The sequence below is a fragment of the Streptomyces sp. NBC_00568 genome (assembly GCF_026341855.1).
Classification (GTDB): Bacteria; Actinomycetota; Actinomycetes; order Streptomycetales; family Streptomycetaceae; genus Streptomyces.
The window spans coordinates 1423805-1444895 of the sequence record NZ_JAPENW010000001.1; the positions used below are offsets into that span (position 1 = coordinate 1423805).

Here is a 21091-nt window from a genome sequence, read left to right on the forward strand (position 1 = left end):
CGCGCACACTGGAAGCAGCGCGCGGTGCCCCGTTCCATGCAGTCCCGCACCACCTCCGTCGGACAACGGCGTCCGGCGAAACCAGCAAGGAGTTCCCGTGGCCATCTCGGTCTTCGACCTGTTCTCGATCGGCATCGGCCCGTCCAGCTCCCACACGGTGGGCCCGATGCGCGCCGCGCGCATGTTCGCCCGGCGGCTGCGCAACGAAGAACTGCTGGCCCCGGTCACGGCGATACGCGCCGAGCTGTACGGCTCCCTGGGCGCGACCGGCCACGGCCACGGCACCCCCAAGGCGGTGCTGCTCGGTCTGGAGGGCGCCTCGCCCCGGACGGTGGACGTGGAGGGCGCCGACGAGCGCGTCGAGCGGATCAAGTCCTCGGGGCGGATCAACCTGCTCGGCGAGCACGAGATCGACTTCTCCTTCGACGACGACCTGATCCTGCACCGCCGCAAGACCCTGCCGTACCACGCGAACGGCATGACGATCTTCGCGTACGACGCCTCGGGCGAGCTCGTCCTGGAGAAGACGTACTACTCGGTCGGCGGCGGCTTCGTGGTCGACGAGGACGCGGTCGGCGAGGACCGCATCAAGCTCGACGACACGGTCCTGAAGTACCCGTTCCGCACGGGCGACGAGCTGCTGCGGCTCACGAAGGAGACCGGCCTGTCGATCTCCGCCCTGATGCTGGAGAACGAGCGGGCCTGGCGCACCGAGGACGAGATCCGCGAGGGCCTCCTCGGCATCTGGCGCGTGATGCAGGCGTGCGTCTCGCGTGGCATGGCCCGCGAGGGCATCCTGCCGGGCGGCCTCAGGGTCCGCCGCCGCGCCGCCCACTCGGCCCGCCAGCTGCGCGCCGAGGGCGACCCGCTGGCCCACGCGATGGAGTGGATCACCCTCTACGCGATGGCGGTCAACGAGGAGAACGCGGCCGGCGGACGCGTGGTCACCGCCCCCACCAACGGCGCGGCGGGCATCATCCCGGCGGTCCTGCACTACTACATCAACTTCGTGCCGGGCGCCGACGAGGAGGGTGTCGTACGGTTCCTGCTCGCGGCCGGGGCCATCGGCATGCTGTTCAAGGAGAACGCCTCCATCTCGGGCGCCGAGGTCGGCTGTCAGGGCGAGGTCGGCTCGGCCTGCTCGATGGCGGCCGGCGCGCTCGCCGAGGTCCTCGGCGGAAGCCCCGAGCAGGTCGAGAACGCCGCCGAGATCGGCATGGAGCACAACCTCGGCCTGACCTGCGACCCGGTCGGCGGCCTGGTCCAGATCCCCTGCATCGAGCGCAACGGCATGGCCGCGGTGAAGGCCGTCACGGCGGCCAGGATGTCCATGCGCGGCGACGGCTCCCACATGGTCTCCCTCGACAAGGTCATCAAGACCATGAAGGAGACCGGCGCCGACATGAGCGTGAAGTACAAGGAGACGGCCCGGGGCGGGCTCGCGGTCAACATCATCGAGTGCTGACGAACAGGCCCTGACCCGGCCCACAGGGTGCCGGCCGCCTCCTCGGCGGCCCGGCCCCGGGAGGAGCGGGGCGTGCGCGCCGGACACCCGTGCGAGGGTGGAGCGGGCGAAGTGCGGGAAGTTGAAAGGTGGTTGTTCCCCCACGGACACCGGCCATCACCCCGCACGGCCGTCCCCCACGCACGGAGGCTCCATCCATGCTGCGAGGCATCGACGTCAGCGCCTACCAGTCGTCCGCGTACAGCACCGCCGGCCTCTCCTTCGTCTTCGTCAAGGCGACGGAAGGCCGCTCGTACGTCAATCCGAAGCTCACCGCGCAGGTGAAGACGGCCCGCGACGCGGGCTGTGTGGTGGGCTTCTACCACTTCCTGTGGCCGGGCAACATCACCGCCCAGGCCGCGTACTTCCTGAGCAAGGCCCCCGAGAAGGCGGGCGACCTGCTCGCCGTCGACTGGGAGACCACGGGCGACGGAACCCACGCGAGCAACGCGGAGAAGGACCGCTTCATCCGCAAGGTGAAGGAGCTCCGCCCGGACCACCGCGTGCTGCTCTACGCCAACCGCAACTTCTGGCTGAACATCGACACCACCGCGTACGCCGGCGACGGCCTCTGGATCGCCGACTACGTCACCGCGGGCGAACCCCGGGTCAGGGCGAAGTGGCGATTCCACCAGTACACCGACGAGCCGGTGGACAAGGACGTCGCGGACTTCACGAGCAAGGCGGCGCTGCGCGCGTGGGCCGGCAGCGCCTAGAGGTCGTCGACGCCGGAGGCCGCGGGAGCGCCCCGGTCCCGGCGTCCGTCCGGACCCGTCGGGCCCGGACGGACGCCGGGCGATCCGCGGCCGGGACCGGAGTACGGTGGGCCGTACCGAGCGCACCTCGCACGCCGTCATCCATTTCGGCGTCGCCCTCGGGGAACGGCAAGGCCGGAGCACATCGCGTCCGGCCAGAGATGAGCCGCCCCACATGAGTCTGATGAGTCTCGGAGTACTCGCCTCCTCCCGCAAGGAGAACGAGTTCCGCCTGCCCCTGCACCCTCGCCACCTCGACCGGATAGCCCCGGACGTCCGCGAGAAGATCTTCCTCGAACACGGCTACGGCCAACGGTTCGGCGTGGCCGACGACGCGCTGAGACCACTCGTGGCCGGCCTGCGCACCCGCGAGCAGCTCGTCGCCGAGTGCGACATCATGCTGCTGCCCAAGCCCATGCACGACGACATCGCCGAGCTGCGCGAGGGTCAGGTGCTGTGGGGATGGCCGCACTGCGTGCAGGACGAGAAGATGACGCAGATCGGCATCGACCGGCGGCTGACCCTGATCGCCTGGGAAGCCATGAACCACTGGACCTCCACGGGCGCCTTCAGCGTCCATGTGTTCCACAAGAACAATGAGCTCGCGGGCTACTGCTCGGTGCTGCACGCCCTGCAGCTCGGCGGGCTGACCGGCAGCTACGGACGCCGCCTGCGCGCGGCGGTCATCAGCTTCGGCGCCACGGCGCGTGGAGCGGTCACGGGTCTGGGCGCCATGGGCGTCTCCGACGTCACGGTGCTCACCCAGCGCGCCGCCGCGGCGGTGGCCTCGCCGATGCCCTCGGTCGTGATGGCGCACTTCCAGGAGCAGGAGGACGATCCGTCGCGCCTGCAGGCGGTCACCTCGGCCGGTTCCGTGCCGCTGGCGGAGTACCTGGCCGGGTTCGACATCATCGTCAACTGCGTCCTGCAGGACACCGACGCGCCGCTCATGTTCGTCACCGACGAGGAACTCGCCCTGTTCCGGCCGGGGACCTTCTTCATCGACGTCGCCTGCGACGAGGGCATGGGCTTCGCGTGGGCCCGCCCGACCACCTTCGGCGACCCCATGCCCATGGTGGGCTCGGGCTGCCACTACTACGCGGTGGATCACAGCCCGTCCCACCTGTGGAACTCCGCCACCTGGGAGATCAGCGAGGCGCTCCTTCCCTACCTGCGCAAGGTCATGAGCGGCCCCGCGGCATGGGACGCCGACGTCACGGTCGCCAAGGCCATCGAGATCCGCGACGGGGTCGTCCAGAACCCGAAGATCCTCTCCTTCCAGCACCGGTCGGCCGCCTACCCCCACGCTCCCGAGATCCCGGCGGCCCAGCCGGTCTCAGCGGCCTAGGGACCATCGGGAGCGCCCGCGTCCCCGCCCCTGAGACAGGCCCCGGGGACAGGCTCTACGATTCCGCTGGTCACCGGCGCGACCAGCCGCCGGGCGAACGGGGAGCGATCACATGGGTGGGACGGTCACGGCGGTCAGCAGCAGCGGGACGTACTCGTTCACCAAGCCGAACCGGGAGAGCGTCACCCTGCTCGCCGGACTCGGCGTGGAGGGTGACGTGCACGCCGGGACGACGGTCAAGCACCGCTTCCGGATGGAGAAGGACCCGACCCAGGTGAACCTGCGGCAGGTGCACCTCATCCACGAGGAGCTGTTCGCCGAGGTGCGGGAGGCCGGTTTCGAGGTCGCGGCGGGTCAGCTCGGGGAGAACGTCACCACCCGGGGGATAGACCTGCTGGGGCTGCCCACGGGGACGCGGCTGCACCTCGGGGCGGCGGCCGTCGTCGAGGTGACCGGGCTGCGGAACCCCTGCGCCCAGATCGACACCTTCGAGAAGGGGCTCCTGAAGCAGGTCGTCGGACGGGGCGAGGACGGGAAGGCCCGGTTCAGGTCCGGGATCATGAGTGTCGTCCTCGTCGGCGGAGTGGTGCGGCCCGGCGATGGCGTGGCGGTGGAACTTCCGGACGGGCCGCACCGGCCCCTGGAGATCGTCTGACCTCCCCACGGCTGCCGGCCTGTGTACGGGGTCGGCAGCCGTACGGCCGCAGCGGCTATCCGCGGAAGTCCGGCGTGCGCTCCGGGGACGCCTCCGCCAGCGCCTTCGTCACCGCGTCGACGCCTTCCTGGAGACCGTAGACGGGGGTGCCGGGCTGCTGGCGCCAGGAGTCGTCCAGGCCGCCGGCGTCGACGGTGTCGAAGCCGATCTCGTCGATCAGGTCGCGCACGCGCCGCTTCGCCGCCTCGTCGTCGCCGGCCACCGGGAGGGCCATGCGGTCGGGGGCACCGGCCGGACGGGCGCGGTCCAGGATGTCCTGGGCGTAGGTGCCGTTGAAGGCCTTGACCACCGTGTGGCCGATCTGCCGGGCGGTCCAGCGGCTCTCGGTGAGGCCGTCGTCCTCGATCCCGCCGATCCTGCCGTCCCGCTGCTGGGGGTAGTAGTTGCCGGTGTCGATGACGGCGGCGCCCTCGGCGGCTCCGTCCAGGATGCCGTCCGGCAGGTTCGGCACGGCCTTGAGCGGGATCGTGACGATCACGACGTCGGCGCCCCGTGCCGCCTCCTCGACCGTGACGGGGGTCGCCCCGGTCTCTTCGGCGAGCTCGGTGAGCGTCTGGGGGCCGCGGGAGTTGGCGACGGAGACGTCGTGACCGACGGCGGTGAGCCGCCGGGTGAGGTTGCCGCCGATGTTGCCCGCGCCGATGATGCCGATCTTCATGAGAGACAGACCCTTCCGGGGTTGATGCTCCTGATGGGCATCACCAACCCCGGGGGCGGACGCGCTATTCCGGGACGTGCCGCATCCGGGTGACCGTCACCGGAATCGCCGGACCACGGACACCGGGCCCGGACCGCCGGGCCTCCGGGCCCGCCGACGGGTTCCGGCACGCCGAAGGGGCGCCCGCCGGAAGACCGGTGGACGCCCCTTCGGCAGACGTCACTTGTTCAGGTGGGCCCAGAACTCGTCGAACGAGAGGAGCTTGTCGCCGTTGAGGTCGCGGCTGGCGATGACGGCCTCCGCCACCGAATCGGTGACGTTCCAGTCGCCGCCCTGGGCGAGAGCGGACTTGAACTCGGCTGCGGTGATGAACCCGTCACCGTCCGTATCGATCCGCTCGAACTGCTTGCGTGCTTCCTCGATGTCGGCCACCGATCCGCCCCTTCGTCGTGCATCACTGCGTGCGTTGCTGCCTTGTGTACGGAGGTCACATTAACGGTCCGTGCGAGCGCGCAGTGCGGCGACCACCCAGGCGAACTCCTCGCGGTGCGCCGAGAGCGGGTCCATGCCGCGGACCAGCGCGCTCAGCTCCCGGAAGCGAGCCATCTCGGCGTGCGCCGCGGACTCCATGCGCGCCAGCACGGCGGCCCGGTCGGCGTCGCCGAGAAGCCCGCTCAGCACCGTGTCCGCCTCCGGCGACGCGGGGTCGACGCCCCGCTCCAGCGCCTCGCCCGCCAGCTGCACCAGCCGGCTCATGAACCACAGGGACGTGCCCGGTGCCACGTCCGGCCCCCGGTCCGCCGCGTTGAACTCGATCATCTCGCGCATCCGGGCGCGGAAGCCCCGGTCCTGGATCAGCTCGGCCAGCTCCACCCAGGCGTCCACCTGCTCGGGGGCCGGGTCGTCCGGCAGATCGCCGATGCTGAAGCGCATCCGGGTACGGATGTCGGGGTCCGCGGTGTCCAGGCCTCCGAAGGTCTCCTCCATGAAGTCGTCGATGATGCGCCCGCGTTCGGCGGCCGAGAGCCGCGCCAGCTTGTTCATGAGTGTCATCTCCTCCGCGGTCGAGCCGCGTCGCGCCACGGTCGACAGCACCGCCCGGGTCACCTTCAGCGACCTGATCTGCGCGTCCAGCGCGGCCACGTGCGCGGCCGCCACCTCCGCCACCGTCGTCTCGCCCGCCAGCACCCTGCGCACGTCGTCGAGCCCCAGTCCGAGCTCGCGCAGGGTGCGGATCAGCTCCAGGCGGGCCACGGACCCGGCGTCGTACAGGCGGTAGCCGCCCGCGGACCGGGCCACCGGGGGCAGCGCGCCCTCGTCCGACCAGTAGCGGATGGTGCGGACGGACAGGCCGGTGCTGCGGGCCAGGCGCCCGATGGTGAAAAGGCCGGTGCCGTCTTCGATCATGTCTGCGAGTCTGGGCCTTCCAGTCGGTGGAGACTCAAGCGGTGGGGGACGGTCATGCCCGGCACTCTGCGCGACTTTCTGGACGCGGCGGCCCGTGGCGTCTTCCCTCCGCCCGACGGCGCCACCACCGTCGTACCCCAGCACTCGCCCCGCGACGCCGGGGTCCTCGCCTTCACCGCGCACTCCGTCGTCTTCACCGACGAGGACGAGGGGTGGGTGCGCGCGGCGCTGGAGGCCGTCCCGTGCGACCCGCTCGCCGCGACCATGAATCCCCGGTTCCTCGCCGCGTTCATGGAACGGACGGGGCGGTCGAACGACACGATCGACCTGCTGTCCGTCGGCACTCCGCTCCCCGGTCCGCCGGCCCTCGCGCTCACGGAGCTCGCGGACCCCGGTCATCCCCGGGTCGCCGGGTCCCGCAAGCGGCGCGACGGCGTGCGGGCGTGGGCCGCGGACGGCGGGGTCCTCGTCCTCGGGCGCGGGATCGGGGACCGCCTGGAGATCGCGGTCGAGGTGGACGAGGACGTACGGCACCGGGGGCTGGGCCGGGCGCTCGCGTCGGCGGCGCTCCACCTCGCCGACGAGCCGGTCTGGGCGCAGGTGGCGCCGGGGAACGCCCGCAGTCTGCGGGCGTTCCAGTCGGCCGGTTACCGTCCCGTCGGAGCGGAGGCGCTGCTCAGCGCGTACTGACCTCGGCACGTGCCGACGGCTCCGTGCCCGTGCCGGACCGTCAGTGCCAGGGCTCGTAGTTCGGGTTGCTCACGCACTCGCTCATGACCTCGGTCCTGGTCCTGGTGTCGACCGGACAGACGCCGATGACGTACTGGCGCGCGATTCCGCCGGGGAACGCGACCTCGGCCTGGCCGGCCCGGCGGTGCGTGTCGCCGATGGTCTTGTCGACGTCCACACCGCCGGGAGCGTCGATGTAGTAGTGGAAGCCGGACGTGCCCGAGGTCTTGTAGAGGTCGTGGTCGTACGTCGTCGACACGTACGGCGAGGGCTGGTCGGCCAGGACGTGGTTCTCGATGTCGTACTGCCCGGCGACGACGTCCTTCGGGTAGAAGCCCTGCTCGAAGACGGTCGCCGGGCCGCGGGTGTCGGCGCGGTACAGGGTGCCGCAGGTCTTGCGCCAGACCGGTTGCGGCGTGATGCGGTCGACGTCCACGCGACGGTCTGCGGCGGCCTTGAGCGGGTCGGCGAACTGGGGGCAGACGGGCGCGGCCGCCCCGGCGGCGGGAGCGGCCGGAGCGGCGGGCGTCGCGGCGGTCGTCGCGAGAGCGGCCGCGAGGGACAGGGCGACGGCAGCGGCCCGCCGCCGCGGGCGAGTTGTGATCATGGGGAGCACGATCGCGGTTCCGCGGCGACGGGCCATGGACCATCACCCGTACGACGGCGTGTCAGCCGTGGCATTCAACAGGCTCCGTCCTAGCGGAAGATGCCGGTGTGGCCCAGCGAGTAGCGGCCGGGCTGGGGGTACACGGCGAGGCCGTGGGGGCCGCTGCCGACGGGGATACGGGCGAGCTGGACGCCGGTGCGGGTGTCGATGGCGTACACCTCCGCGTTGTAGCGGCCGGAGAGCCACAGGACCTTGCCGTCCGCCGAGACGCCGCCCATGTCGGGGCTGCCGCCGGCGGGCAGGCGCCACTTCTTGGTGAGACGGTCCTCGGTGAAGTCGAAGATGGAGATGGTGCCTTCGCCGCGGTTGGAGATGTACATCTCGCGCGAGTCCCGGCTGACGTACAGGCCGTGGCAGCCCTTGCCCGTGTGCAGCAGGGTCGGCCTGGTGAACTTGTCGCCGTCCAGCACCCACACGCCGTCGGCCATCATGTCGGCGATGTAGAACTTCTTGCCGTCCGGGGAGATCTTCACGTCCTGCGGCATCGCTCCGTGGTACGGCAGCTTCTGCTGGCCGATCACCTTCATCCGCTCGGTGTCCACCTTGAGGAGTTCGCCGCTGAACTCGCAGGACACGATGAAGTAGCGGCCGTCCGGGGAGAAGTCGGCGTGGTTGACGCCGTAGCAGCTCACCGGTTCCGTCTTGACGCGCTTCATGGTGTGCGCGTCGCGGAAGACCAGTTCGCGGTCGAGGGAGGCCATCACGACGGCGTACTTGCCGTTGGGCGTGAAGTAGAGGTTGTACGGGTCGTGCACGTCGACCGGCTTGCCCGCCTTGCCGGTCTTCGGGTCGATGGGCGTGAGGGTGTTGCCCTTGTCGTTGTTGACCCACAGGGTCTTCATGTCCCAGGAGGGGACGACGTGTTGGGGCTGGGCGCCGACCGGGATCGTCTCGATGACCCGGTACGTCTTCGGGTCGATCACCGAGACCGTGTTGGAGTTGGTGTTGGGCACGTAGACGCGGGACGGGAAGTCCTTGACCACCGGGGAGAGCCGGTTCGGCCGGTCGGCGGCGTAGACGTCCGTCGGGTCCAGCAACGGGGGCATGCCGGGCAGGCCCTGGACCGTCTTCTTCTTCGCCGGTGCGGGCTGCACGGCGGCCTTGCTGCCGAGGGCTTCGTCGGCATGGTCCCGGGAGGGGCCGCCGCAGCCCGCGAGGACGACGAGCGTGGTGAGGGCGGCGCCGGCGGTCAGGACGCGGTGCAGGGGGGAGGGTGGCGTCAGCATCAGCTCAGCAGCTCCGTGGTGGTGACCGCGCGCAGGCCGCGGCGGTCGAGTTCGTGCAGGAGGGCGGGGAGGGCGGCGACCGTGTCGGCGTAGCCGAAGTGCAGGCTCACGATGGAGCCCGGGCCGACTCCGGCCAGGACGTTGCGGGTGACGGCGGTGGCTCCCGGCGAGGTGTAGTCGAGGGAGTCGACGTCGTAGGAGAGCGTGTGCGGGTAGCCCGCTTCGCGGGCGAGGCGCGCGACCAGCGGGGAGGCCCGGGGGCTGCGGGACGGCCGGAACCAGGTGCCGATCGAGCCGGTGAGCCGCTTGAGGCGGTCCGCGCAGCCCTGGATCTCCGCCGCCGCGTCCGTCCGTGACATGGCGTTGATGTCGAGATGGCGGAGGGTGTGATTGCCGAGGTCGTGGCCGCCGTCGAGGATGCGGCGGGCGAGGCCCGGGTGCTCGTCCAGCCAGGTGCCGACGGCGAGGACGGTGACCCGGGCGCCGGCCTTCTCGGCCTCGCCGAGCAGCGAGTTGGCGACGGCGGGGTCGCCCTGACCGTGGAAGGTGAGGGCCACTCTGGACGGCCGGGTGCGGGAGCCGTGGGTGATGTCGGCGGGCCGGTCGGGGTAGTGGCGCGGGGCGGGGGCGAGTGCGGGGGCTCCGCCGGTCGCGGCGGCCGAGGGTGCGCTGGGTGCGGCCGGGGGTGGGGTGAGGGGGCGGGGGTGGGTGGCTCGAGGAGCGGAGCAGCCTGCGGTGACTCCGGCGGTGAGCGTTCCTGCGGTGAGCGCGAGTCCCGTGAGCAGGGCCGCGCGCCGGGGCGGGGCGGGGGCTGCGTGGTCTTCGGCGGGCGTGGTCACCGGACCATTTAAGGGTGAATCGGCCGGAAAACCGGCGATTGGTCCGGCTGGGTGGTGGTGCGGGTCGCTCTGTGACCTCAGGCGCGGGGCGCGCGAGTCCGGGCGGGGCCCGCGAGGGGAGCAAGATCCCCCGCTTTTGGATCAGTCGGCCGGGTCTGCGATAGTCGACGATGCGACCTCCACCCATTGACCCGGGCCCTGGTTGTCGCCGGTGGCGCGGTTCACACCCCAATTCGTTCCGCGACACCCCAGAAGCCCCGGCTGCCACGCGGCCGGGGTTTCCGTGTACGGCGAGAGAGTTCAGCGGTCGGTGAGAGGGTTCAGCGGGTCGGCGAGAGGGTTCAGCGGTCGGCGACGCGCATCTCGAACCAGGTGGTCTTGCCGCGGGGCAGCAGGTCGACTCCCCAGCGGTCGGAGAGCTTGTCGACGAGGAAGAGACCCCGGCCGCTCAGGTCCATCTCCTGGACCGGCATGAGACAGGGAAGGCCGCGGGAGGGGTCACGGACCTCGATACGGATCCAGCCGCGGCGGCGGCGCATACGGAGTCCGAAGACGCGGGCGCCGGTATGACGTACGGCGTTGCCGACGAGTTCGGAGACGAGTAAGACCACGTCCTCCGTCATCTTCGGGGACAGGCCCCAGTTCCGCAGCACCACGACCTGGGTGAGCCGCCGCGCGGTGGCCGCCGACTCCGGGCGGGACGGCAACGGCACCTCTCCCTCGGCGGGATTGCCGAACAACTCCAGTGCCTTGAGCGCCCGTTCATCCTCGACCGCAGGCGTCCAGCGCGCCGCGGTCGCACTTCCGTGCCGCCGCGGCTGTTCGATACCCTCCAGCCCCGCCATGCCCCCCATCATGGCCGCCAAGAGCCCGCTTCGGGGCCGTTCCGGAGGAATACGCCCCCCGGAACACGACATTCCGCACCATCCGATCGGCATATGCCGGAGGCAGTTCGGAGTCGGCGAGAGCCCTTCCGACCTGCCGGAACAGGTCGGTCCAGGGCAATCGCCACCGCCCCCCGACAAGGTGCGCTTAAGGCTGCCTTAAGGCTGGCATAAACCGTCCCATCGGGGGACGCCGGGTAAGACATCGCGTCAACTGCAAGTGGATCAGCGGAAATGACGGGGGGACGTCCGCCGGATCGGCAGCCGTCCGCCGGCCCGGGGGCGCCGGGAGGCCGTGTCCCTCACCGGCGCGGCGGAGGGGTCAGAGGAACTTCGCCTTGCCGGGCCCCTCCTCCACGAAGCTCCGCATGCCCCGCTCCCGGTCCTCCGTCGCGAACAGGCCCGCGAACCAGTTCCGCTCGATGGTCAGTCCGGTCTCGATGTCCGTCTCCAGGCCCGCGTCGATCGATTCCTTCGCGGCGCGCAGCGCGATCGCCGGGCCCTGCGCGAGCCGGGCGGCCCAGGCGTGCGCGGCGGTGTACACCTCGGCGGCGGGGACGACCCGGTCGACCAGGCCGAGCGTGAGGGCCTCGTCGGCCTTGACCATACGGCCGGTGAAGATGAGGTCCTTGGCCTTGGAGGGGCCGACCAGCCGGGACAGCCGCTGGGTGCCGCCCGCTCCGGGGATCAGGCCGAGCAGGATCTCCGGCTGGCCCAGCTTGGCGTTGTCCGCGGCGATGCGGAAGTCGGCGCAGAGGGCCAGTTCGCAGCCTCCGCCGAGCGCGTATCCGGTGACGGCGGCGACGACCGGCTTGGGGATGCGGGCGACGGCGGTGAAGGACTCCTGCAGGGCCCGGGACCGCACGACCATCGCCGCGTGGTCCATGGCCTGCATCTCCTTGATGTCCGCGCCTGCCGCGAACACCTTCTCCCCGCCGTACAGCACCACGGCGCGGACGTCCGGCCGGGCCGTGGCCTCCTCGGCGAGCTCCTTGAGCCGGTCCTGCGTCGCGACGTCCAGGGCGTTCATGGGAGGGCGGTCCAGGCGGATGGTTCCCACGCCTTCGGCCACTTCGAGATGCACAGTCATGGGAGCAGGTTAGTGGCCGTTAACGCCAACGGGCCGGGTGTGCTGAGTCACAGCACACCCGGCCCGCCGAGGACCCTCGCGAAGACCGGTTACTTGGTCCAGTCCGACCAGGACATGTTCCAGCCGTTGAAGCCGTTGTCCGGGGCGACCGTCTTGTCGTTGGAGTTCTTGACGACCACCACGTCGCCGATCATCGAGTTGTCGAAGAACCAGGCCGACGGCACCTTGCCGTCGTAGCCGCCGCGCACATCGCGCAGGCCGATGCAGCCGTGGCTGGCGTTGTAGTTGCCGAAGGCGCCGCCACCCCAGTAGTTGCCGTGGATGAACGTGCCCGAGTTGGTCAGGCGCTGGGCGTGCGGCACGTCCTTGATGTCGTACTCGCCGCCGTAGCCGACCGTCTCGCCGTTCATGCGGGTCACCTTGAGGCGCTCGCTGATGACCATCTGGCCGTTCCAGGTGTCGTAGCCCGGCTTGCCCGTGGTGATCGGGATGGTCTTGAGGACCTTGCCGTCACGCTTGACGACCATCTTGTGCTTCTTGGCGTCGACGGTGCTGACCTGGCTGCGGCCGATCGTGAACTTCACCGTCCTGGCCTGCTTGCCGTAGACGCCCGGACGGCCCTCGACGCCGTCGAGGTTGAAGGAGACGGTGACCTTCGTGCCGGCCGCCCAGTACTCCTCGGGGCGGAAGTCGAGGCGGTCGTTGCCGAACCAGTGCCCCTGGACGTCGACGGCCGGCTCGGTCTTGAAGGTGATGGCCTTCTCGACGTCCTCGGGGTGCGTGATGCCCCGGGTGAAGTGGATCGAGAACGGCATCCCGACACCGACCTTGGAACCGTCCTCGGGCGTGTAGATGCCGACGAAGGTGTTCTTCGGGGTCAGCGTGGTGAACGCGGACTCCTCGGCGGCCTCACGACCGCCGGAGTCCTTGGCCACCGCGTGCACCTTGTACTTGGTGGCCGCCGCGAGGTGGGTGGAGGGCGTCCAGGTGGCGCCCCCGTCCGTGATGCTGCCCTCGACCGCGTTGCCCTTGGTGTCCTTGACCTCGACCTCGGTCAATTTGCCCTTGGCGGCGGTGACCTTGAGGGCACCGCTGGTCTTCACGTCGGCGGCGCCGTCCTTCGGAGCGATGGTCACCACGGCCTGCGAGGACTTGGTGTCCGCCGTGGCGCTGGAACCCTTGCCCTTGCCGTCACCCGAGCCGGACTCCTGGTCCGAACTCCCTCCCCCGCCGCAGGCGGTCACGGCGAGCAGCAGAACTCCCAGCAGCAGTGCCAGAATTCCCTTGCTCTTGTGTGTCCGCGCGCCAACCGACGCCCCCGATATCGGTCGCCCGTTCAAAGTCGTTCTCCCCTCGCACGGCCTGATCAGGCCCGCACTCCAGCGCGTCCCACGCGCGTATCGCGCTAATTAATCACACGACCTGGAGCGATGGATCCCCGGGAAGGTCACCGTTCAGTCCCAACTTCGGCCGTACGGGGCGCGACTGGAGTCCATAGTGCGCATACCCGTATATCGGGTTACTTCACCGCCCCACCCGCTTTCCATGCTTTCCAGCCCATGTTCCAGCCGCCGAGTCCGTTGTCGGCGGCGACCTTCTTGTCCTTGCTGTGGACGACCTCGATGACGTCCCCGATGAGGCTGCGGTCGAAGAACCAGCCGGCCGGGGTGGCCGAGCTGCCGCCCTTCACGTCCCGCAGACCCACGCAGCCGTGGCTCACATTGGTGTTGCCGAAGGCGTCCGGCGCCCAGTAGTTGCCGTGCAGGAAGGTCCCGGAGTCGGTCAGGCGCATCGCGTGCGGCACGTCCGGGATGTTGTACTCGCCGCCGAAACCGACCGTGCGGCTGTTCATCCGGGTCACCTCGAGCATCTCCGTGACGACCATCTTCCCGTTGTACGTCGTCGTCTTGGGCGCCCCGGCCGTGATCGGCACCGTGGCGAGGAGGTTGCCGTCACGGCGTACCTCCATGGTGTGCGCGCGGGCGTCGACGAGGGAATGCTGGCTGCGGCCGACCGTGAAGGAGAAGGTCTTGGACTGGAGTCCGTACACGCCCGGTGCCGCTTCGACGTCGCGCAGCCGCAGCGCCACGGTGACCTTCGTGCCCGGCTTCCAGTACGCCTCGGGACGGAAGTCGACGCGGCCGTTGCCGAACCAGTGCGCGCGGATCGCGACCGCCGGCCGGGCCCGGACGTGGATGGCGCGCTCGACGGCGGCCCGGTTCTCGATCTCGCGGTTGAACTCGAGGGAGACGATCATGCCGGTGCCGACGGTGGACCGGTTCTCCGGCGTGACGTATCCGATGAACCGCTCGTCGGGGACGGCCGTGGTGAACGTGGTGTGCCGTGCCGAGCGCCGCCCCTGCCCGTCCAGGGCCACCGCGTCGACCGTGTACTTGGCGGCCAGCGCGAGCCGCGCGTCGTCCGGCTTCCACGTCAGCCCGTCGGCGGTGATGTGCCCCGGCACCGGGGACTCCTGCGCGTCCTGGGACTTGACGACCTTCACGGACTCCAGGCGCCCGCTGGGCACCCGTACGCGCATCGTCTCCTGCGGGCGTACGCCCTTGGTCTTGTCGTCGGGCGAGACGTGGATGACGTCCTCGGGCGACCGTGGTTTGCCGAACGCCTCACCGATCCCTTTCGAGATCCCGTCGGAGGTACAGCCGGAGGCTCCGGCCAGCAGGCCGGCCCAGGTCAGTACGGCGGCCAGCGCGGCCCCTGCGCGCCGCGCGCGCGTCTGTACGTGCTTCACAAGGGACCCAACGACGCCGCCCCTCCGGGGAAACGTGAGTGCGAGCCACGCTCTGGGCAGAACAGTGGGGAGGACGACGCGACAAGGAGCTGCGGCCGGGACGCCGTGCACCCTTTTTCCTGTCGTTCCACGAGCCGTGGGAGGCTGACCGGTGTCGAGCGCACCCGAGCAGGAGGCGGTCCACGAGGGACGCGCCGCGGGCGGCGGGCTGCCCGCGCAGACCGCCGCGGACCCGGTGGGGCAGTCCGCCGCCGCACCGCCGGCAACAGAGCCGGCGGCGCAGCCGGCCGCTCCCGCGCTGAACGGCGCACGGCGCCCGGCGGCGCCCCCCGTCTCCGCGTGGCCGGGTGCCCCGACTCCGCTCGGAGCACGCTTCCGGGTCGGGCCCGACGGCACCACGGGCACCAACTTCGCACTGTGGGCGGGCGGCGCGGAGGCCGTCGACCTGTGCCTCTTCGACGAGACAGGCGCCGAGACGCGCGTCCCGCTCACCGAACTCACCCACGAGATCTGGCACGGCTTCGTCCCCGGAGTGCTCCCCGGCCGCCGCTACGGCTTCCGGGTGCACGGCCGCTGGGACCCGTGGACCGGCGCCCGCTGGAACCCGGCGAAGCTGCTCCTCGACCCGTACGCCCGTGCCGTGGACGGCGACTTCACCCTGCCGCCGGAGGTGTACGGACACGTCCGGGACTGGCCCCAGCAGCAGGTCGCCGACACCGTGCGCGACGACCGCGACTCGGCGCCCTTCGTCCCCAAGGGCGTCGTCGTCCAGGACGACGACGACTGGTCGGACGACCACCGCCCCAAGACCCCGTGGGCGGACTCGGTGATCTACGAACTGCACGTCCGGGGATTCACCCGTCTGCACCCCGGGATCCCCGAGGACCTGCGCGGCACGTACGCGGGGCTGGCGCACCCGGCCGCGGTCGAGCACCTGGTGAACCTCGGGGTGACGGCGGTGGAGCTGCTGCCGGTGCACCAGTTCGCCCACGAGGACCATCTGCTGCGCCGGGGCCTGAAGAACTACTGGGGCTACAACTCGATCGGCTACTTCGCCCCGCACGCCGGCTACGCCGCCTCCGGCACGACCGGCCAGCAGGTCGGCGAGTTCAAACGGATGGTGCGCGCGCTGCACGCGGCCGGGATCGAGGTCATCCTCGACGTGGTCTACAACCACACCGCGGAGGCGGGCGAGCTGGGCCCGATGCTGTCGCTGCGCGGCATCGACAACCGGGGGTACTACCGGCTCCAGTCCGACGCCCGCCGCTACGCGGACTACACGGGGTGCGGCAACACCCTGCACGTCGTGCAGCCGCAGGTGCTGCGGCTGATCACGGACTCGCTGCGCTACTGGGTCACCGAGATGGGCGTCGACGGCTTCCGCTTCGACCTGGCGGCCGCGCTCGCCCGGTCCATGCACGACGTCGACATGCTGTCGCCGTTCCTCGCCGTCATCGCCCAGGATCCCGTTCTGCGCCGGGTCAAGCTGATCGCCGAGCCGTGGGACGTCGGCTCCGGCGGCTACCAGGTGGGTGCGTTCCCGCCCCTGTGGACCGAGTGGAACGACCGCTACCGCAACGCCGTCCGGGACTTCTGGCGCGGTGCGCTGCCCGACGTACGGGACCTGGGCTACCGCCTGTCCGGGTCGAGCGACCTGTACGCCTGGGGCGGACGGCGCCCGTACGCCTCCGTCAACTTCGTGACCGCGCACGACGGCTTCACCCTGCGGGACCTCGTGTCCTACGAGCGCAAGCACAACGAGGCGAACGGCGAGGGCAACCGGGACGGCACCGACGACAACCGGGCGTGGAACGGCGGGACGGAGGGCGAGAGCGAGGACGAGCGCGTACAGGCTCTGCGGCGGCGCCAGTTGAGGAATCTGCTGACGACGCTGCTGCTGTCGACCGGGGTGCCGATGCTGGTCGCCGGGGACGAGTTCGGGCGGACCCAGCGGGGCAACAACAACGCCTACTGCCAGGACAACGAGATCAGCTGGGTCGACTGGTCGCTGATGGACGACCCGGGCTGGCGGGCGCTGTTCGAGCTGACGTCGCGCCTGATCGCGCTGCGGCACGAGCATCCCGTGCTGCGCCGCCGGGCGTTCTTCTCCGGACGGGCCCATTCGGCCGACGGACTGCGGGACCTGGCCTGGTTCACCGCGCGGGGCACCGAGATGACGGAACGGGACTGGTACGCGCCCGCCGCGACCCTCGGCATGTATCTGTCCGGCCGCGACATCCCCGGCCGGGACGCGCGGGGCACACCGGTCGTCGACGACAGCTTCCTCGCCGTGCTGCACGCCGGGGACCGGCCGGCCTCCTTCGACCTGCCGGGCGCTCCCTGGGCCGCCCGCTACGAGGTGGTCGTGGACACCTCGCGGGAGGAACAGTCCGAGGCACCCGGGGTCGTGCACCGGGCGGGGACGTCGATCACGGTGCCGCCGCGGTCCGTGCTGCTGCTGAAGGTCTGCTGAGGGCGGTCCGGGCGGTCCGGGCGGATCCCTCGAACGCCCGGCCGGGTGCCGGGCGCGGGCCGGTCGCGGGCCCTCGAAGGATGCAGGTGCGCCGAAAACTCGGTGGGCACTGTCAGTGGTGAAACGTAGGCTCGCCCCTGATGCCCACATCACCAGATGCAGCCGCCCAGGACCACCCCGACCGTTCGACCGTACGCAGCCTGCTGCGCCTGTGGCCGTATGTACGGCCGGTGCGGGCGCGGCTGTTCGGCGCGGCGTTCGTCGCGGTGGTCGCGTCCTGCATGGCGCTGGTGTTCCCGCTGATCCTGAAGTGGATGGTGGACGGTCCGGTCGCCGGGCACGATCCGGCGGGCGTATGGCTCGGGGCGCTGTACCTGCTGCTGCTCGGCATCGCCGAGGCCGGGCTGTTCGGGCTGCGCCGGTGGCTGGTGGCACGGCCGCTGGCCGGGGTCGAGGCGGCGATGCGGGCCGATCTGTACCGGCATCTGCAACGCCTGCCGGTCGCCTTCCACGACCGCTGGGCCTCGGGCCAGCTGCTGTCCCGGGGAACCACCGATCTGATGCTGGTCCGCATGTTCCTGGCGTTCCCGCTGACCTTCCTGCTGGTGAACGCCGTGACGATCTCCGCGGGCATCGCCATCATGCTGGCCCAGGAATGGACCCTCGGGCTGGTGCTGCTCGCCCCCGCCATCCCCGTCATGATCGTCTGCTGGCTCTTCGAGCGGCGCTACTCGGACGTGGCACGGCGGGCGCAGGACCAGGTCGGTGACCTCACGACGGTGGTCGAGGAGAGCGTGCTCGGCATCCGGATCATCAAGGGGTTCGGACGCCATCGCAGCCAGGCACGCGCCTTCCGCGACCTGTCCCGGACGCTGCGCGGCACAGAGCTCGTCAAGGCCCGGCTGCTCGCCTCCATCTGGGCCGTCATCGTCACGCTGCCCGAATTCGCCATCGGCGCCGCCCTCGTCCTCGGCACGGTCCAGGTCGCCGACGGCCACCTCTCCGCCGGCACGCTGGTCGCGTTCCTGTCGACCGCGCTCGCCCTGCGCTGGCCCGTGGACTCCATCGGCTTCCTCCTCGCGATGAGCCAGGAGGCGGCGACGGCCACGGAGCGGTACTTCGAGGTCATGGACGCGGCCCCGGAGTCGGCCGTCGTCCCGGCCCCCTCCCGGGAACCGTCACCGGCACCGGCCGTCACGTCCGCACCCGCCCAGGAACCGTCACCGGCCACCACCGCCACAACGGATCGCGAGCCGGTCCCCGTGACGGCCGCCGCCGGCGCGCCCCTGGCCGGACCGGCGTCCGCGGCGGGTGGCGGTGCACCGGAGGCCGACGGCGGACTGCGGTTCCACGGCGTCGAGTTCCGCTACCCCGACGCCCCCGCGGACACGCCGCCCGTCCTGGTCCACATCGATCTGCACATCCGCCCCGGCGAGAGCATGGCCCTGGTCGGCGCCACCGGCACCGGCAAGACCACGCTCACCGCGCTCGTCCCCCGCCTGCACGAGGTGACGTCCGGCCGGATCACCCTGGACGGCCGGGACATCACCGGGATGCCGCGCGAGGAGCTGCGTGAGCTCGTCGCCGTCGCCTTCGAGGAGCCCACCCTCTTCTCGGCCACCGTCGGCGAGAACGTCCTCATGGGCGCGGCGGACACCGCCGGCCGGGCGGAGCTGGACCGTGCCCTCGCCGTCGCGCAGGCCGACTTCGCGCACGCGCTGCCCCAGGGCACGGCGACGCAGGTCGGCGAGCAGGGTCTCAGCCTCTCCGGCGGCCAGCGGCAGCGGCTCGCGCTGGCCCGCGCGGTGGTCGGCCGGCCCCGCTTCCTGGTGCTCGACGACCCGCTGTCGGCGCTGGACGTGCACACCGAGGCGGCGGTCGAAGCCGCCCTGCGCCGGGTGCTGGCGGAGACGACCGCGCTGATCGTGGCGCACCGCCCGTCCACCGTCCTGCTGGCCGACCGTGTGGCCCTGCTCTCCGGCGGCCGTGTCGCGGCGGTCGGCACCCACCACGAACTGCTGCGCACGCACGCCGAGTACGCCCATCTGATGTCGGGTGCAGAGGAGGACGGCCGATGACGGCGGCGCCCACGACCACCGCGCCGGGCAAGGACCCGAACGAGGAACCGTACGGGGGATCGACCGGGAGACAGGACGAGCGCCCGGAGGAAGAACCGGGCGGAGGGCGGGGGAAGGACCGGGCGGCCGGGGAACCCGAGCCGCACCAGGACCCCTTCGACCGCGACGCCCTCCCCACTCCCCCGGGCGCGACCGCGGCACTGCTGCGCTCGCTGCTCGCCCCGCTCAGGACCCGGGTGGCCGTGACCACCGTCCTGCTGCTGCTCCAGCAGGCCGCGGTGCAGGTGGGTCCGCTGCTGGTGGCGTACGCCATCGACCGCGCCGTGCCCGCGTTCCGGCAGGACGACCACGGGCCGCTGATCGCCGTCGGTGTCGCCTATCTGCTGTGCTCGGCGGCCTCGGGCGGTCTTCAGTACGCGTTCATCACCGCCTCGGCCCGGGTCAACCAGGACGTGCTGCTCGACCTGCGCGGCCGGATCTTCCGGCACGCCCAGGCGCTCAGCATCGACTTCCACGAGCGCTACACCTCGGGCCGGCTGATCTCCCGGTCCACGACGGACGTCGAGTCGCTGCGCGAACTGCTCAGCGAGGGCCTCCAGGAACTCGTCACGGTCATCCTGTCCTTCGTCTACATCTCGGCGATGCTGCTCTGGCTCGACGCCAGCATGGGCGCGGTCGCGGTGGTGTCCTTCGTGCCGCTGTATCTGCTCATCCGCCGCTACCAGCACCGGGCGGGCCGGATCTTCGCCGTCCGCTCGACGACGATCGCCGCGGTGATCGTGAAGTTCGCGGAGACGATGAACGGCATCCGGCCGGTGCGCGCGTTCCGCCGGGAGGCCGCCAACGAAGCGGACTTCCGGGTGCTCAACCGGCGGCACGAGAAGACGAACGGCGACGCCCTGCTGGAGATGGCCCGCTATGTCGTCGGCTCCCGTCTCGTCGCCAACACGGCGGTCGCGGGCATGGTGCTGTGGGGCTCCTACCGGGTGGCGTCGGGTTCGCTGGCGCTCGGAGTGCTCGCGGCGGCGGTCCTCTATCTGCGCCGGCTGTACGACCCGATCGACCGTCTCGGCATGTTCCTGAACTCCTACCAGTCCGCGGCGGCCTCGCTGGAGAAGATCGCCGGTCTGCTGGCCCAGACGCCGTCCGTGCCGGAGCCTTCCGTGCCGCGGCGACTGCCGGCGCTCGCCTCCGAACACCCCGGCCGCGAGGTCGTCTTCGACGAGGTCCGCTTCACGTACCGCACCGGCGGGGAGGTCCTGCCGGCCTTCTCGCTCACGCTGCCCGCCGGACAGACGGTGGCCGTGGTCGGCTCGACCGGCGCCGGCAAGTCGACGCTGGCCAAGCTCCTCGCCCGGTTCTACGACCCCTCCGACGGACGGGTCCTGCTCGACGGCGTCGATCTGCGCGAGCTGTCGGTGCCCGAGCTGCGGCGCGGGGTGGTGATGGTGACCCAGGAGGCCTTCCTGTTCTCGGGCACGGTCGCCGAGAACATCGCGATCGGCCGTCCCGAGGCGTCCCGCGAGGAGATCGAGCAGGCCGCGAAGGCGATCGGCGCGCACGACTTCATCAACGCCCTGCCCGACGGCTACGACACGGACGTCCGCAAGCGCGGCGGCCGGATCTCCGCCGGTCAGCGCCAACTGGTCGCCTTCGCACGGGCGTTGCTGGCCGACCCGGCCGTCCTGATCCTCGACGAGGCGACCAGTTCGCTGGACATCCCGGGTGAACGGGCCGTGCAGCGCGCGATGTCGACGGTGCTGCGGGGCCGTACGGCGGTGGTCATCGCGCACCGGCTGTCGACGGTGGAGATCGCCGACCGGGTGCTGGTGATGGAGCACGGGCGGATCGTCGAGGACGGAACGCCCGCCGAACTCATCGCGGGCACCGGGCGGTTCGCGGACCTGCACCGGGCATGGCGCGACAGCCTCGTATGACGGCGGACCGGCTGAACGGCGGTCCGGCTGAA

General features: G+C 71.2%; 17 protein-coding genes and 1 pseudogene. 8 read left to right on the plus strand and 10 right to left on the minus strand.

Features of this window, described 5'->3' with window-relative positions; all coding sequences use genetic code 11:
* The first annotated feature begins 97 nt into the window (after nt 1–97).
* From OOK38_RS05935 to OOK38_RS05950, 4 genes are all read left to right on the plus strand, one after another.
* The gene (locus OOK38_RS05935; RefSeq protein WP_266762991.1) at nt 98–1465 is read left to right on the plus strand and encodes an L-serine ammonia-lyase; all 1368 of its coding nucleotides are present in this window, start codon (nt 98–100) and stop codon (nt 1463–1465) included.
* Between the two features lie 197 nt (nt 1466–1662).
* Nucleotides 1663–2220, plus strand: coding sequence for a glycoside hydrolase family 25 protein (locus OOK38_RS05940; protein ID WP_266762989.1), 558 nt, complete (start codon nt 1663–1665; stop codon nt 2218–2220).
* 214 nt (nt 2221–2434) lie between these two features.
* Entirely contained in the window at nt 2435–3607 is a 1173-nt protein-coding gene (locus tag OOK38_RS05945; protein ID WP_266762987.1) for a N(5)-(carboxyethyl)ornithine synthase, read from the plus strand.
* Between the two features lie 112 nt (nt 3608–3719).
* A complete protein-coding gene (locus tag OOK38_RS05950; RefSeq protein WP_266762985.1) occupies nt 3720–4262 on the plus strand; it encodes an MOSC domain-containing protein in 543 nt (180 codons plus the stop codon).
* Nucleotides 4263–4317: 55 nt separating this feature from the next.
* Here OOK38_RS05950 and OOK38_RS05955 read toward each other — a convergent pair.
* From OOK38_RS05955 to OOK38_RS05965, 3 genes and pseudogenes are all read right to left on the minus strand, one after another.
* Nucleotides 4318–5001: pseudogene (locus tag OOK38_RS05955) on the minus strand (NADPH-dependent F420 reductase); the annotation flags it as partial.
* A 198-nt stretch (nt 5002–5199) separates the two neighbouring features.
* Nucleotides 5200–5412: an EF-hand domain-containing protein gene (locus OOK38_RS05960; protein ID WP_266762983.1), complete on the minus strand. Its 213-nt coding sequence runs from the start codon at nt 5410–5412 to the stop codon at nt 5200–5202.
* 60 nt (nt 5413–5472) lie between these two features.
* A complete protein-coding gene (locus tag OOK38_RS05965; RefSeq protein WP_266762981.1) occupies nt 5473–6387 on the minus strand; it encodes a MerR family transcriptional regulator in 915 nt (304 codons plus the stop codon).
* A gap of 54 nt (nt 6388–6441) precedes the next feature.
* Here OOK38_RS05965 and OOK38_RS05970 point away from each other — a divergent pair, with 54 nt between their 5' ends.
* Nucleotides 6442–7077, plus strand: coding sequence for a GNAT family N-acetyltransferase (locus OOK38_RS05970; RefSeq protein WP_266762979.1), 636 nt, complete (start codon nt 6442–6444; stop codon nt 7075–7077).
* A gap of 40 nt (nt 7078–7117) precedes the next feature.
* Here OOK38_RS05970 and OOK38_RS05975 read toward each other — a convergent pair whose 3' ends face one another.
* The 7 genes from OOK38_RS05975 to OOK38_RS06005 form a co-directional block, all read right to left on the minus strand.
* Nucleotides 7118–7723, minus strand: a complete 606-nt coding sequence (locus tag OOK38_RS05975; protein WP_266762977.1) for an ADP-ribosyltransferase — start codon at nt 7721–7723, stop codon at nt 7118–7120.
* Between the two features lie 89 nt (nt 7724–7812).
* On the minus strand, nt 7813–9009 hold the full coding sequence (locus tag OOK38_RS05980) for a YncE family protein (protein WP_266848181.1): 1197 nt from the start codon (nt 9007–9009) through the stop codon (nt 7813–7815).
* Complete coding sequence (locus OOK38_RS05985) at nt 9009–9848, minus strand: polysaccharide deacetylase family protein (protein WP_266762973.1); 840 nt, start codon at nt 9846–9848, stop codon at nt 9009–9011. The genes OOK38_RS05980 and OOK38_RS05985 overlap by 1 nt, the downstream gene beginning before the upstream one ends.
* Before the next feature lie 341 nt (nt 9849–10189).
* Nucleotides 10190–10693, minus strand: coding sequence for an ATP-binding protein (locus OOK38_RS05990; RefSeq protein WP_266762971.1), 504 nt, complete (start codon nt 10691–10693; stop codon nt 10190–10192).
* A gap of 361 nt (nt 10694–11054) precedes the next feature.
* Nucleotides 11055–11822 (minus strand): enoyl-CoA hydratase/isomerase family protein, encoded by a 768-nt coding sequence (locus tag OOK38_RS05995; protein ID WP_266762969.1) that lies wholly within the window; start codon nt 11820–11822, stop codon nt 11055–11057.
* Between the two features lie 89 nt (nt 11823–11911).
* Nucleotides 11912–13162, minus strand: a complete 1251-nt coding sequence (locus OOK38_RS06000) for an Ig-like domain-containing protein (protein ID WP_266762968.1) — start codon at nt 13160–13162, stop codon at nt 11912–11914.
* Nucleotides 13163–13341: 179 nt separating this feature from the next.
* Nucleotides 13342–14571: an Ig-like domain-containing protein gene (locus OOK38_RS06005; RefSeq protein WP_266762966.1), complete on the minus strand. Its 1230-nt coding sequence runs from the start codon at nt 14569–14571 to the stop codon at nt 13342–13344.
* A 151-nt stretch (nt 14572–14722) separates the two neighbouring features.
* On the opposite strand from OOK38_RS06005, the gene glgX reads away from it, so the two are divergent.
* The 3 genes from glgX (at nt 14723) to OOK38_RS06020 (ending at nt 21059) form a co-directional block, all read left to right on the plus strand.
* Nucleotides 14723–17044 (plus strand): glycogen debranching protein GlgX, encoded by a 2322-nt coding sequence (gene glgX, locus OOK38_RS06010; RefSeq protein ID WP_266762964.1) that lies wholly within the window; start codon nt 14723–14725, stop codon nt 17042–17044.
* Between the two features lie 140 nt (nt 17045–17184).
* Complete coding sequence (locus tag OOK38_RS06015; RefSeq protein ID WP_266762962.1) at nt 17185–19122, plus strand: ABC transporter ATP-binding protein; 1938 nt, start codon at nt 17185–17187, stop codon at nt 19120–19122.
* Nucleotides 19119–21059, plus strand: coding sequence for an ABC transporter ATP-binding protein (locus tag OOK38_RS06020; RefSeq protein ID WP_266762960.1), 1941 nt, complete (start codon nt 19119–19121; stop codon nt 21057–21059). Before OOK38_RS06015 ends, OOK38_RS06020 begins: the two co-directional genes overlap by 4 nt.
* The last annotated feature ends 32 nt before the right edge of the window (nt 21060–21091 follow it).

Coding starts and splice junctions, on each gene's coding strand:
- OOK38_RS05940 (WP_266762989.1), top strand. CDS start 1,663: ATGCTGCGAGGCATCGACGTCAGCGCCTACCAGTCGTCCGCGTACAGC.
- OOK38_RS05945 (WP_266762987.1), top strand. CDS start 2,435: ATGAGTCTGATGAGTCTCGGAGTACTCGCCTCCTCCCGCAAGGAGAAC.
- OOK38_RS05950 (WP_266762985.1), top strand. CDS start 3,720: ATGGGTGGGACGGTCACGGCGGTCAGCAGCAGCGGGACGTACTCGTTC.
- OOK38_RS05965 (WP_266762981.1), bottom strand. CDS start 6,387: ATGATCGAAGACGGCACCGGCCTTTTCACCATCGGGCGCCTGGCCCGC.
- OOK38_RS05970 (WP_266762979.1), top strand. CDS start 6,442: ATGCCCGGCACTCTGCGCGACTTTCTGGACGCGGCGGCCCGTGGCGTC.
- OOK38_RS05975 (WP_266762977.1), bottom strand. CDS start 7,723: ATGATCACAACTCGCCCGCGGCGGCGGGCCGCTGCCGTCGCCCTGTCC.
- OOK38_RS05980 (WP_266848181.1), bottom strand. CDS start 9,009: ATGCTGACGCCACCCTCCCCCCTGCACCGCGTCCTGACCGCCGGCGCC.
- OOK38_RS05990 (WP_266762971.1), bottom strand. CDS start 10,693: ATGGCGGGGCTGGAGGGTATCGAACAGCCGCGGCGGCACGGAAGTGCG.
- OOK38_RS05995 (WP_266762969.1), bottom strand. CDS start 11,822: ATGACTGTGCATCTCGAAGTGGCCGAAGGCGTGGGAACCATCCGCCTG.
- OOK38_RS06015 (WP_266762962.1), top strand. CDS start 17,185: ATGCCCACATCACCAGATGCAGCCGCCCAGGACCACCCCGACCGTTCG.
- OOK38_RS06020 (WP_266762960.1), top strand. CDS start 19,119: ATGACGGCGGCGCCCACGACCACCGCGCCGGGCAAGGACCCGAACGAG.